Raw genomic sequence first — 13,499 nt, 5'->3', positions numbered from 1 at the left:
AAAGGGATTGACAAAATAAGTTAGATGAGTTAAACTTTATTTATCGATTGAAACTCCTCTTACTCAAAATCGATGGAATGGAAGCTGCAGTACACTTTTTACAGATTTAACTCTCTCCTAAACTTTAATGAATAGATTTGAAAGCGCAGCCTTCCTTGAAGACCCTACCCCTGTGGCAGGGTCTTTTCATTTATTAGAATCCCTTAAGTTTCTGTGGTATAATAACCTAAATATGCTAAAAATATACAAGGTGAACGATGAATATTAATTGTAAAATACTACGTGATTTATTAACACCCGAGGAGCTTTTGCGCGGTGATTATGGCGTTGAGCGCGAAGGTCTAAGGGTAACGCCGGAAGGCAAGCTGGCAACGACCTTACATCCGGAACCCTTTGGGAACAAGCTGATCAATCCCTTTATTACCACTGATTTTTCAGAAAGCCAAATCGAGGTGGTGACCCCCACCGTGGACACCATTGATAAGGCCTACACGGCCTTAACCTGGCTCTGTGATGCAGTACAGGATGTGCTGCCGGAGAATGAATTTTTCTGGCCTCAATCCATGCCCTGCGATATTCCTGAAGACGATGCGATCCCCATTGCGATTTACGAAGGACGACCCGATGCGGGGAGTGCTATGGCTTACCGCCAGGGGCTCATTGAAAAATATGGTGGAAAGAAACAGCTGATTTCAGGGATTCATTTGAATTTTTCCTTTAAGGATGAGGACATTGAAACGGTTCGGCGTGCCATTGCCCCAGAGTATAGCCATCAGGCGTTTAAAGATGCGGTTTATCTGAAAATCGTCCGCAATTATCTGCGATACCGTTGGCTCATTATCTATCTCACCGGGTGTAGTGTTGGCCTGCACAAGAGCTATATCCCAGATTGTGTGGCCCAGATGTCCCCGGTGGATGATGCTGGTTCCTATCTGGAGACTACCGGCCCATCCTTTCGAAATTCAGCCTGTGGCTATAAAAACCTTTTTCCCCTGTACCCGGACTATACCTCTGTGGCGTCTTTTGCAGAGGATGTTCAAGGTTATGTGGATAAAGGATATCTTTCCGCAGCCAAGGAGCTTTATACCCAGATACGGATGAAGCCCAGGGATGCGGTCAATGTTCTGGAATCCCTGAGGGAAGACGGCATTAAGTATCTGGAGATCCGCACCATTGACCTCAACGTATACGATCCCTGTGGCATCGCAAAAATTGATATGGAATTTGTCCATCGCTTTATTCTCTATATGCTCATTAAGCCCGAGGAGGACTACCCCCAATGGCAGCAGGAGGGGCTTTTGAATGAAGAGGCCGTCGCTGTCGGCGGCCTCCAGCCAGGCTTTAAAATCAAACGAAGTGGAGAATTGGTGGATATGCGGACCTGGGCCCTGGAAATATTAGAAGATATGGCAGAGATGGAACAAAATCTTGGGCTTTCGGATGGTATTCTGAACACCATGCGCACACGGGTGGTGCATCCGGAAACCACTTATGCCGCACGTCAGATGGCCGATATTGAGGCCCATGGATTTTTAGGAAGTCAGATGAAAAAGGCCCGGGAATATAAGGCCGGGAGCCTGGAGCGTGAAAACATTTTAAGGGAATACGGTGATGCCGATGAACAGGTCCAGAAGAAGCATCAGGAGGATATGACCACAGGAAAGGCCTTTCCCAAGCTATAGGAATGAAAGAAGGAGCAACAATGGGATTAATATATGAAAAAAAACAGCGGGTCAATGGCTACGAGTGTACCTATGATTACCAGCTGTCACCCGTAGCGGCGATGAACTACTTTCAGCAAAGCAGCCAGGAGCAAAGCGAAGCTCTGGGCGTCGGACTGGAGGTCATGGAAACGGCTGGATTAGCTTGGTTCTTAGTGAAATACGATGTGCGCTTTATGGAGTACCCGGTCTTTAATCAGGAGATTACAGTGGAAACCGAGGCCATCGCCTTCCATGGCTTTGCTGCCCATAGGCGTTTTGCCATCAGAGATCAGGGCGGGAGGGTCATGATCGAGGCGGATACGGAATGGATGCTCATCGATACGGAAAGCGGCCGCTTGCGCCGGATGGAGAGTGTTCCCCAGAATGTGGTTTATCAGGCCGGGGATCAAACCGATTTTAATCTGCGGCGGTTGACAAAGGTTTCCGATTGGACAGAGGAAAAGCAGTTCCAGGTCCGCTATTTGGATATTGATTTCAATACCCACGTGAACCATGTGAAATACCTGGCCTGGGCCCTGGAAATCCTACCCCTGGAAGAGGTGAAATCTATGGCTCTTTCCCAGGTGAAAATTATTTATAAAAATCAGGGCTTTTATGGCGATATAGTGACGGTCCGTTCGGCCCAGGTGGCCAATCATCACTACCGTGTGGATGTTATCAATCAACGGGATGAGCTGCTGTGCCAGCTTGAATTAATTTTGTCCTAGAATAAAAAATGGGGATCCGCAATATTATTTATTGAAGGTCCTTTTTAATTTTCAAAAATAAGGATATAATAACACCATAACAATTGATTAAAGGATGACGAAATGAAGCGATATATACTTGTACGCCATGTGGAAACCCAGGGGAATGTGGAGGGCCGTCTCAACGGTCACACTGAATCCCCCTATACCAAGCGGGGGCTTGTGATGAAAGAACGCCTTCTTGAAGAAATCCAGGCCATTCATCAGCGCACTCCCATTGATCGGATATATGCCAGCCCCATCAGCCGTGCCAGGATCATTGGAGAAGAGGCATCGGAGGTCTTCGGAGTCCCCCTTTCGGTAGAGCCGGTATTAAAAGAGTTTAACTTTGGTATTTTTGACGGACTTACCACTGCCGAGGCCGAGGCGAAGGACCCAGAGGCCTGGAAGAAGTGGATGGGGGATTATAATTTTACCATCCTCCCAGAAGGTGAATCCTATGTGGAGTACCACCAGCGCCTGGAACACTTTATCAGGGAAGAAGACAAGGCAGAAGAGAATCAGACGATACTCATCGTCGCCCATGGGGGAACCGTTCACAGTCTGCTTCTGAACCTGCTGGATTTACCCTTAGATGTTAAATGGCATTTTGAAATCAAATTGGGGGGGATTGCCATCATCCGCTGCCCAGAGGGCTACGGAATACTGGAAACCCTGTATGCACCAAAGTATGAATAAGGAGCGTGTCATTGGAAGAAATCACGAAAGAGTTACTTATTGAATCACCGGAGATTCTCTCCAAGGTCTTCGGCCAGTATGATGAAAATATTAAGATGATTGAGGGGCGGCTGAATATTGATGTCATCGTCCGGGATAACACCTTGAAAATCCGGGGGGGAGCTAAGGCTGTGGACGCCGGTATCCGGGTGGTGGAGGAAATGGTAAAAACCGTGGCCGTCCAGGGGACGATGACCAAGGATACCACGGACTACATCCTCCAGCTGGAGGCCAGGGGACTTTCCAGTGAATACGGTGCCCTTCGCGAAGATACCATCTGCTTTACTACCCGGGGAAAGCCCATTCGCAGCAAAACCATCGGCCAGAAAAAATACATTGAGGCCATCCGAAAGAATGAGATGGTCTTTGGCATCGGTCCGGCAGGGACGGGAAAAACCTACCTCGCCATGGCCATGGCCATTACGGCCTTTAAAAATGGAGAGGTTGACCGCCTGGTCCTTACCCGGCCTGCGGTGGAAGCCGGGGAAAAGCTGGGATTTTTGCCCGGGGATCTCCAGGATAAAGTGGACCCCTACCTGCGCCCACTGTACGATGCCCTCTTTGAAATCATGGGAGCAGAGGCCTTTGAACGCAATATGGAAAAGGGGCTCATCGAGGTGGCTCCCCTGGCTTATATGCGGGGGCGGACCCTGGAAAATGCCTATATTATATTAGATGAGGCCCAAAACACCACCCCGGAGCAGATGAAGATGTTTTTAACCCGCTTTGGGGCAGGCTCCAAGGTGGTGGTCACCGGGGATGTCACCCAGGTGGATTTGCCCGAGGGAAAGCGTTCAGGTCTTAAGGAAGTACAGCATATCTTAAAGGGGGTGAAGGGCATCGCTTTTATTCAGTTTACAGAATCGGATGTGGTGCGTCATCGGCTGGTCCAGCGCATTATAGAAGCCTACGATAAAAGTGAAAAACAGCGGCAGGCCCGGGCAGAAAAACGAAAGGTTAAAGAAAATGATTAAAATTGAGTTTGATAACCGGACGGATCAAGGGGTGGATGATGCCCTGAAAGCCCAAATTTTAGACGTTATTGAACGGACGGTGGAAAGTGAGGGCATCGAGCCGGATGTTGAGGTGGAAATCAGTTATTCCATGGTGACACCGGATGAAATCCAAGCCATTAATGCAGAATATCGCCATCAGGACAAAGCGACGGATGTGCTCTCCTTTCCCATGAATGATTTCACACCGGAGGATGCGATCATCGAGCTTGAGGAAGGGATGCCCCTGGTATTGGGAGATATCATCGTGAATTTGGAGCAGGCTGAGAAGCAGGCTAAAGAATACGGCAATACCTTTGAGGCGGAGGTGTGCTATTTATCCGTCCATTCCACCTTACACCTGCTGGGTTACGATCATATGGTGCCTGGAGATAAACAGGTGATGCGCACCCGTGAAAAGGCCATCATGGGTCAAGAGGACTGATTGGAAAAGGGGGGATGAAATGCGACGCTTAAGGAGTAGTTTTCATTATGCCATCCAAGGGGTAAACTATGTGCTGCGAACCCAACCCAATATGAAGATTCATACCATTATTGGGGTTTTAGCCATTTTGGCCGGGTTTTATTTCCGCATCACCACACCCGAGTGGCTGGCTCTGGTCATTGTCATTGGCTTTGTCTTAATCCTTGAGGTGGTCAATACGGCAGTGGAGACCCTGGTGGACCTCTACACTGAAGAATATCACGATTTGGCCAAGGCCAGTAAGGATACGGCCGCAGGAGCCGTCCTTCTTATGGCGGGGGTTTCTGTTGTAGTGGGGCTCATTATTTTTGGACCTCGGTTTTGGCAGCTCATCATGACAACCATTGCGACCATGGGAGGAATTTAAGATACGATGGATAGAATGGGAAAAGGCCAGTCGGATAAATGGCCATCAAATAGAGAAGGAAGTTGAATCAATGGAAAAAGAATTTAAATCAGGTTTCATCAGCATCGTCGGGCGTCCCAATGTGGGCAAATCCACCCTGCTTAATGCCATTATGAAGGAAAAGCTGGTGATTACCTCCAGCAAGCCCCAGACGACCCGGAACGCCATCCGCTGTATCCACACCGAGGATGATTGCCAGATGGTCTTCATTGATACTCCCGGGATGCATCGCCCTAAGAACAAGCTGGGGGATTATATGCAAAAGGCCGCAATGGATACCCTGGGCGATGTGGATGTGGTGCTCTACCTGGTGGAGCCGGAAGTGAAACTGGGTCCTGGGGATCAGTATATTTTAGAGAAGCTCTCCAAAATTAAAACACCCATCCTTCTGGTTCTGAATAAAATTGACACCGTACCCAAAGAGGAACTGCTTAAAACCATCGCCCTTTATCAGTCCTATGATTTTCTCCAGGCCATTTTGCCCATTTCGGCTAGGGAGGGGGATGGTATTGAAGAATTGCTCACCCTCATTCGGAAGAATTTGCCGGAAGGCCCGATGTTTTTCCCTGATGACATGATTGTGGATCAGAGTGAGCGATTTATTGTTGCCGAGCTGATTCGGGAAAAGATCCTCAATCTCCTTCGGGATGAAATTCCCCACGGAGTGGCCGTGGAAATCTCCATGATGAAGGAACGGCCCAATAAAAATATTCTGGACATTGACGCTACCATTTTCTGTGAAAAGAAAAGCCACAAGGGTATCATTATTGGGAAGCAGGGGGCCATGCTGAAAAAAATTGGGAGCCAGGCCCGGCGGGATATTGAATTCTTCTTAAAAACGCCGGTGAATCTCCAGCTTTGGGTAAAGGTTCGAGCCGATTGGCGGGAGCGGAATTACGATTTAAAGGATCTGGGTTATTTTGACTAATGGCCCAGGTTAAGACACGGGCCTTGGTCATAAGGGAGCAGCCCTTCCAGGAGCAGGATAAGATACTCACCCTGTTTACAGAGAAGGAGGGCAAGCAAAAGGCCATTGCCAAGGGGGTCAGGCGCAGTAAAAGTCAGCTGGTGGCAGCCACCCAGCTCTTTTCCTTTAGTGAATTTGTCTACTATCCGGGAAAGAATTTTGCCTCCATCAATCAGGCGACTTTAGTTGAAGCCTTCTATCCCCTGCGTCAGGATTTACTCAAGATGTCCCTGGCCTCTTATATTTTAGAGCTGCTGGATGCCTTTTATGATTTTTACCAGGGGAATCCGGCGGTTTTAAAGGTGGCTAACCATATATTGTACTATTTATCCCAGGGACAGGCGGTCAGTGACACTGCTTTGGTGGCCGCTTTTCAGCTGAAGATTGCAGAGGCTCAAGGCATTCGGCCCGTTCTTTCTGCCTGTGCCCATTGCAAAAAAACAGAGGAATTGATATACTTTTCCATTGATGGAGGCGGGGCTATCTGTCGGGATTGCTCCGGGGATGAAGGGTATACCTATCGCCTGCTTCCAGAACAGCTGTCTGTGATGGAGATCTTGCTGATTAAACCCATTAAGGTCATTCGGGATATGGATTTGCCCGATGAGATGATTCGGAGGGTGATGGATATCATGGATCATTATATTTCATTTAATTTGGATAAGAAGCTTTCGGCCTATCAGTTTTACAAGGATGTTGTGGGAAACTGAACAATACACTTTTAGGAGGAATCCATGGGAAAATATCGTATGCTGCACACTATGATCCGGGTGATGGATCTGGAAAAATCTTTAGCTTTTTATGAAGACGCCCTGGGACTGACAGAGGTCCGAAGGAAGGACAAGCCCGAGGGTAAATTTACCTTAGTCTATTTGGGGGATGGTCAGACTGACTTTACCCTGGAGTTAACCTATAATTACGACCCGGAAGTTCCCTACGATTTAGGAAATGGCTACGGTCACCTGGCTCTGGAAGTAGAGGATTTGGAAGCCAGTCATGATGAGCACATTGCCAAGGGCTATACGGTTACCAATTTAAGTGGCCTGGACGCAGGGAAGAAGAACTATTACTTCATCACCGATCCCGATGGCTACAAAATCGAGATTCTGAGAAAAAAGTAATGGATGAGGGGGAACGGGCACCGCTGCTTGTGGTGGAAATCAAGGGCATTCCCTATGTTTTCGAGAGCAATGGCTCCTTGGAATTCGATCAGTATGTGGATATCCGAAGCGTTGCAGAGGATCCTGCCATCTATGAGATGAATGCCCATTGCATCAATCCAGATGTTTTGGCCTATCAGTTCATTCGACAGACGGCCAGGCAAACTGGAATTCACTTGTCGATGTGTCAAACCTGGCCCAAGCTGAGTCTCAATCTGAGAAAAGAGTGATTATTAAGCGCACTGTCCCACAAAAACCGTCGATGAGTTCTGGGGGACAGTGCCTTTTTTAAATAATTTTTGTAATATTTCCCATTGCAGGACGAATAATAATTGACAAAAAATAGTAATTAGGTTATTATTAATTTGTCTTAAGGAAGTAGTAATTGATTCACATATTTTTGCAGATCATTTTACTCTAGTATAAGTGGTTTGCAAAAATATGTGATTTTTTTATCGGTTCCTTGGATATTAAGGATTTAGGAGGTACCGTGATGAACGCAGGTACAGTAAAATGGTTTAACAGTGAAAAAGGATTTGGATTCATCTCCCGTGAAGATGGCGACGATGTCTTCGTACATTTTTCCGCAATCGTGTCTGATGGCTTCAAAACCCTGAACGAAGGACAAAGTGTAACTTTTGACATCGAAGATGGCCCCCGTGGCTTACAGGCAAAGAACGTTGTAGCACAGTAATTCATTTGAAGAAAAACGCCCTGGAGATTGCTCTGGGGTGTTTTTTTATTGGAGGAAGCGAAGTTATTTGTTATAATACAGATAAAGTAGAAATATAGAATCAAAAGGATGTAAAATTGGACGAAAATTCAAAGAATGCCTTCAAATGGTGCGCCCTTCTCATGGCCGTCACCATTGCCAGTGCCATCGGCTATTGGCTTTATATGGTGCGTGAGCGCAATGTAGAAATTGATATCGGCCTCTATGGTCCTAGAGTGAGTGCTCAAAATAATAATGAAGATGATTATCAGAAGATTCCGAAGTACACGGTATCCTGTAACCGCAAGGGGACGATCCATCAGATGGCGGTGTTTTCCCTCATACCGGAAAGCGAAGTGCTGCTAAAAAACAGCTTTTCAGGCTCAGACGATGGGGGAAGCATGGGCTATACTGTGGATGGAAAGACGTGGTATTATCAGGAGGCCTTTATTCAAATCCTGAAGGAGATTAATGGCGAATGGCAAAGTCTTTACACCTACGATTTGGATGACTGCAGCCAGGAGGGACTCTTTAATCTGGGGATCGTCAGGCGGCAGGGACCCCAGGGGTCTGCGGTTGACGTGGGGAACCAGCTCGATTTCCAGTTGGTTCGTTTTGTGGATCGCTTTAATCAGCAGCACGATTTCCTCATTACAGAGTATACCATTTTAAATTCCGCTGGATTAAGTGTTCAAACAGATACCCAGATTTTTGATTTAGAAGATCCAGCCAGTACCAGTGACCGTCAGAAAATGGCAATCCTCGGGAGACTAGAGGATACTCTAAATGACCCCGATGATGCCATCGGGGTGTACAAAATTCTCCAAAGAAGTGGAAACACGAGCCCCTACGCCCTTAGCCGCCTCTTTGAATATAATGCGGTCACCGGAAGATATGAAATTCAACAGAACGTGAAACAGGCCTGGCTGGCTGAGATGGACGTGTTGATTCAGCAGGCGGCATTACAATAAAGGATGAAAACAAATGAACAAGCAAAAGCTATCGGCTCCAGGGACCCTTGGCCAGTGGATTGATGCCTCTGAAATAGCACTGGATACCGGGGATTTTACAAAAATCAAATTAAATCGCCAGGGAGATGTTATGACAGCAGAGTACGGTGCAGACACCATTAGCATTCGCTTTGCCAAGAAGGATCAAGGTCATGTCCTCCTGCGCATAGAATGCGATGATGAGCAGGTATTGGAATGGTATAAATCCTGTGTGGCGGATGTCATAAAAAATCCGGAAAAATTTAAAGATTATTATGCTGAGGAAGAGGAATTTGACCCCATCGGCCAAAGTGCATCATCAGGGGCGGCAGCAGTATCCACCAGGGATGATGGACTGTCAGAGGCTGAGGACACTTCTGGGGGAAGGCTTAAAAGGCTATTGGTGAAAAAGTGGGTGATGGTTATTTTAATCATTGCCCTGCCCCCCCTTGGCTTATACGTGTTTTATCGCTACCATCGCAGTGGCCTTGGGAAAAGTGTGGTAATTACCCTGGTGACCGTTCTGTACACTTTATTTATTTGGCTGGGATTCTTTGGGATCAATACCGGTTTTGGTTTATCCACCATTACGACCTGGTTTGGGGAGATTACCCATACGACTCAGCAGAAAATTGAAAATGTAACGGCGACACCAGCCCCCACACCCACAGTGGAGGTCAATCCAGAGGAATAAAAAGAGAAGAATACGCATCGGCAGAATGATAGGGATAGAGATAGAAAAAAGGGGAGGGCATTTCGATGCCAAAGAGAAAATGTGTCTTGATTGTGGATGATCGGCGGGTAAACCGCCTGGTTTTGTCTGGGATTTTGAAGGAAGATTACACAATCCTGGAAGCAGAAAATGGAAAGATTGCCTTAGATATATTACACCAACAAAAGGAGCGTATTGCTGCGATTTTGCTGGATATTACCATGCCTGTTATGAATGGGTATGAGGTGATGACAGCCATGAGCGGCGATACGCTTTTGTCAAAGATTCCGATTATTGTAACAACCGGGGATGATGCTGCGGACACTGAGGTTTTGGCTTTATCCATGGGGGCCAACGATGTTTTAGTGAAGCCCTATAAGCCTGCGGTTATTAAGCACCGACTGGCAAATACCATTAAGCTTAGAGAAACAGCGGCTTTGGTCAATGCTGTTCGTAAGGATGCATTGACGGGAGTCCTGAAAAAAGAATTTTTTTATGAGCAGATAATGATGAAAATTAAAGGTAAACCCTCAGAAAGTTATGACCTGATCTGCTGTGATATTGAACGTTTTAAATTGGTTAATGATTTATTTGGGATGGATACTGGAGATGCGCTACTTAAACACTTGGCCGGTTTGATGGAGAATTATTTTGTAGAGGAAGGGATCTGTGGCCGGATTGGTGTGGATCAATTTGCCTGCTTACTGCCCCATCGACCCGCCTATGACAAAACCTGTTTTGATGAAATGATTGCCCAGGTCAATCGATTTCCTATTCCCATCAGCCTGGGGCTTCGTTTTGGCATTTATGTGGTTAAGGCACTGGATATTCCCGCAAATGTGATGTGCGACCGCGGGGTCATTGCCTGTAAATCCATAAAGGGACAGTACGATACACCTTACGCCTACTACGATGATATCATTCGTCAGGACCTCCTCTTTGAGCAATCCATTCTTGATGAAATGGAAATCGCGGTTCAGGACAATCAGTTCAAAGTATATTATCAGCCTAAGTATGATGTGAAGAAGGAAGCAGTCGTTGGGGCAGAAGCACTTATCCGGTGGGTCCATCCCGAAAAGGGATTGATGTCCCCAGGGATCTTCATTCCCATTTTTGAACGCAATGGCTTTATTACAAAGCTTGATCAGTATGTGTGGCGGACGGTCTGTCAGACATTAAAAGACTGGCAGGATCAAGGACAACGGTTAATCCCCATTTCGGTGAATATTTCAAGGCTGGATATTTACCGTACCGATTTACCGGAATTCTTACTGGGACTGGTGAACGAAGCAGGGATTCAGCCCCGTTACCTCCATTTAGAAATCACCGAAACCGCCTATACAGAGGATCCGGAGCAGCTGATTAAAACAGTCAGAAAACTGAAGAATTTGGGATTCATTATTGAAATGGACGATTTTGGCTCAGGGTATTCGTCCCTGAATATGCTATCCCAGATGCCCCTGGACATTCTCAAACTGGATATGCAATTCATTCAAAATGAAACAGCCGGTAGTGGCAGTCCGAGTATTTTGAGTTTTGTGATAAGTTTAGCCAAATGGCTGAATTTGGATGTTGTGGCAGAGGGAGTGGAAACCAAGACCCAGCTGGATATCTTGAGAAAAATGGGGTGCCACTGCGTCCAAGGGTACTATTATGCAAGGCCAATGCCCCGCACTGCCTTTGAAGCTTATTTAAAAGAGTCCGTTATTGCCAATTGTGATGCTGACTCCCTGGGGGATTATGTGCCGAGCAATCAGGTTGCAATCCACAATGGTGGGACAAAGGGGGTGATGGTGATTGTCGATGATGTTGAGGTCAACCGAAAGATTTTGGCAGAAATTTTTTCGAGCACCTATACCATCGTTGAAATTAATAATGGGCAAACCGCTTCCGATTATGTTCTTAAAAACTATAAAATGGTTGACATCATCTTATTGGATTTGGTGATGCCGATTATGGACGGATTCCAGCTATTGGGGCAACTGAAAGAGAACCCGGATACCTGCGGTATTCCGGTCATCATTACCTCAAAGCTTGGGGAAGAGGGGGAGGCCAGAGCGCTGTCCATGGGAGCAGATGATTTTATTTCAAAGCCTTATCATACAGAGGTTGCCCGACACCGGGTCAATAGTGCTTTAGCAGAGTCTAAGCTGCGCCTTATGGAAAGAGAAACGCTCTTGAGTCAGGAAGTGGAGGCTATGCGCTATCAGGCAGAGCACGATGCCTTAACGGGTCTGTATAACCGCATCGCCTTAGAAACACGGATGAATGCATTTTTTGCGGCATCTGGACCCAATGATGGCGCCTTTATCATTTTGGATCTGGATAATTTCAAGACGATAAACGATGTTTTTGGTCATGATCAGGGGGATGCGGTTCTGGTGGATATTGCTGATATTTTGCGATGCTATTTTGAAGAAAGGGATATTATCACGCGATTGGGCGGGGATGAATTTGCCATTTTCTTACCAACCTTAACGCATCTGCCGGAGTTACATAAACGTGTCAGTCTGCTTTGCAGAAAACTAAGGGTCCAGTATGGTGGTGTGGAAATAACAGCGACGGCAGGTGTATCCATCGCACCAGATCAAGGCACCGATTATCAAACGCTCTATAAAAATGGCGATAGTGCTCTGTTGGTGGCTAAACGGCTTGGGAAAAATCAGTACCAGATTTACGACCATGAAATGCCTATGCCATCCCCTGTACTTTCCCGAAATTTAGATTGGCTCTTAGATGAAACCAGCGATGGGATCATGGTATGCGACACAGAAAATTACGATGTGCTCTACCTGAATCATGTCGTTGGTGAAATTGCAGGGTGTGACCGACGGACTGGGTCAGGGAAAAAATGCTATAATCTGATTTGGGGATATACAAAGCCCTGTCCCCACTGCGTGCCTTTGGCTGAAATGTCGAAGGAGTACTGTGAACATGAGGTGGTCGATCAAGCCAAGGGAAAGCATTACATCATTAAGGGAAAGCTGACGGAATGGGGCGGAAAAATCGCAAGAATTCAGTATATTCAAGATAATACTGCCCGGGCAGCCATCGCCCAACAATTAACGGATCTCTCAGAAGACCGTAAGCGGCTGCTGGATTTAATGCCAGGGGGAATTTTTCGTTATCGTGCAGAGGACAATGATACCTTTGATTTTGTAAGTGAGAATATGCTGAAAATGTTGGGCTATAGCCGGCAGCGATTTGATGAAAAGTTTGGCCGTTCCTTTAAAAAAATGGTCTGGCATGAAGATCGGGAACGGGTTCTCAATGAAATTAGAACACAAATTGCTGTCGGAAATGTGGATGAATGCGAATATCGGATTGAGAAGGAAGATGGCAGTCTGTGTTGGGTTCATGATATTGGTCATTTGGTGCAGGATGAAAATGGAGAAGGTTGGTTTTACGTCACCATTATTGACATTACAAAGGAGCGTTTGACTACCGAGAGCCTTAATGAACAACGGTTAAAGCTGGAGATTGCCCTCTCCCACTCTGGACTTCAGTATTGGGAACACGACCTACTAACGGATACGTGTGTTAATGGTATCCAGGGAGCAAATTTAGGGTTTGCAGATGTCATTCCTCAGTACAGTCGGTTTCTGGTAGAAAGCGGCATCATTCCCCCGGAATATGTCAATCTGTATCAAGAAAAACAGCAGGCGCTTTATGATGGGGTAAAGGCGGTTTGCTACGATATCCCACTTAATGAACCCTCGGGGCAGCAGATTTGGTGGCGAATCAGATGCACCAATATTTTTGATGATCAGGGAAACCCCATAAAAACCATTGGGACAGCAGAAAATATTGGACAGTTTAAAATGGACAGACCCATCAATCCGGGACAAGGGGAGGTGTGATCCGTTGAAGCATCCGTTTAGATTAATATT

The 13,499-nt window shown here is 46.5% G+C and carries 14 protein-coding genes; all 14 read left to right on the top strand.

Translation table 11 applies throughout. The features are described from left to right. Window positions 1–257 precede the first annotated feature (257 nt). The 14 genes from BLU30_RS03285 (at window position 258) to BLU30_RS03220 (ending at window position 13,469) form a co-directional block, all read left to right on the top strand. Entirely contained in the window at window positions 258–1,682 is a 1,425-nt protein-coding gene (locus tag BLU30_RS03285) for a hypothetical protein (protein WP_090243430.1), read from the top strand. Between the two features lie 20 nt (window positions 1,683–1,702). Beyond that, window positions 1,703–2,431: an acyl-[acyl-carrier-protein] thioesterase gene (locus BLU30_RS03280; RefSeq protein ID WP_176770811.1), complete on the top strand. Its 729-nt coding sequence runs from the start codon at window positions 1,703–1,705 to the stop codon at window positions 2,429–2,431. A 102-nt stretch (window positions 2,432–2,533) separates the two neighbouring features. Continuing rightward, entirely contained in the window at window positions 2,534–3,148 is a 615-nt protein-coding gene (locus BLU30_RS03275; protein ID WP_090243426.1) for a histidine phosphatase family protein, read from the top strand. A gap of 11 nt (window positions 3,149–3,159) precedes the next feature. Continuing rightward, window positions 3,160–4,161 carry a PhoH family protein gene (locus tag BLU30_RS03270; RefSeq protein ID WP_242873489.1) on the top strand — a complete coding sequence of 334 codons (1,002 nt, stop codon included), beginning with the start codon at window positions 3,160–3,162 and terminating at the stop codon, window positions 4,159–4,161. Further along, on the top strand, window positions 4,154–4,624 hold the full coding sequence (gene ybeY, locus BLU30_RS03265; RefSeq protein WP_090243425.1) for an rRNA maturation RNase YbeY: 471 nt from the start codon (window positions 4,154–4,156) through the stop codon (window positions 4,622–4,624). The genes BLU30_RS03270 and ybeY overlap by 8 nt, the downstream gene beginning before the upstream one ends. A 19-nt stretch (window positions 4,625–4,643) precedes the next feature. Next, a complete protein-coding gene (locus BLU30_RS03260) occupies window positions 4,644–5,030 on the top strand; it encodes a diacylglycerol kinase family protein (RefSeq protein WP_090243423.1) in 387 nt (128 codons plus the stop codon). A gap of 70 nt (window positions 5,031–5,100) precedes the next feature. Then, the gene (gene era, locus BLU30_RS03255) at window positions 5,101–5,997 is read left to right on the top strand and encodes a GTPase Era (RefSeq protein ID WP_090243421.1); all 897 of its coding nucleotides are present in this window, start codon (window positions 5,101–5,103) and stop codon (window positions 5,995–5,997) included. Then, complete coding sequence (gene recO / locus BLU30_RS03250) at window positions 5,997–6,746, top strand: DNA repair protein RecO (protein WP_090243419.1); 750 nt, start codon at window positions 5,997–5,999, stop codon at window positions 6,744–6,746. Before era ends, recO begins: the two co-directional genes overlap by 1 nt. 24 nt (window positions 6,747–6,770) lie before the next feature. After that, window positions 6,771–7,157, top strand: coding sequence for a lactoylglutathione lyase (gene gloA, locus BLU30_RS03245; protein ID WP_090243415.1), 387 nt, complete (start codon window positions 6,771–6,773; stop codon window positions 7,155–7,157). Next, the gene (locus BLU30_RS03240) at window positions 7,157–7,426 is read left to right on the top strand and encodes a hypothetical protein (RefSeq protein ID WP_090243413.1); all 270 of its coding nucleotides are present in this window, start codon (window positions 7,157–7,159) and stop codon (window positions 7,424–7,426) included. Before gloA ends, BLU30_RS03240 begins: the two co-directional genes overlap by 1 nt. 263 nt (window positions 7,427–7,689) lie before the next feature. Beyond that, window positions 7,690–7,890 carry a cold-shock protein gene (locus BLU30_RS03235; RefSeq protein WP_090243411.1) on the top strand — a complete coding sequence of 67 codons (201 nt, stop codon included), beginning with the start codon at window positions 7,690–7,692 and terminating at the stop codon, window positions 7,888–7,890. A 116-nt stretch (window positions 7,891–8,006) separates the two neighbouring features. Beyond that, a complete protein-coding gene (locus tag BLU30_RS03230; RefSeq protein WP_090243409.1) occupies window positions 8,007–8,879 on the top strand; it encodes a hypothetical protein in 873 nt (290 codons plus the stop codon). Between the two features lie 13 nt (window positions 8,880–8,892). Beyond that, a complete protein-coding gene (locus tag BLU30_RS03225; RefSeq protein WP_090243408.1) occupies window positions 8,893–9,591 on the top strand; it encodes a hypothetical protein in 699 nt (232 codons plus the stop codon). 65 nt (window positions 9,592–9,656) lie between these two features. After that, entirely contained in the window at window positions 9,657–13,469 is a 3,813-nt protein-coding gene (locus tag BLU30_RS03220) for an EAL domain-containing protein (RefSeq protein ID WP_090243406.1), read from the top strand. The last annotated feature ends 30 nt before the right edge of the window (window positions 13,470–13,499 follow it).

It is taken from the genome of Eubacterium barkeri (genome assembly GCF_900107125.1).
GTDB lineage: Bacteria > Bacillota > Clostridia > Eubacteriales > Eubacteriaceae > Eubacterium_O > Eubacterium_O barkeri.
Note: the sequence above shows the minus strand (reverse complement) of the source record. Positions and strands in the feature narration are given on the sequence as shown.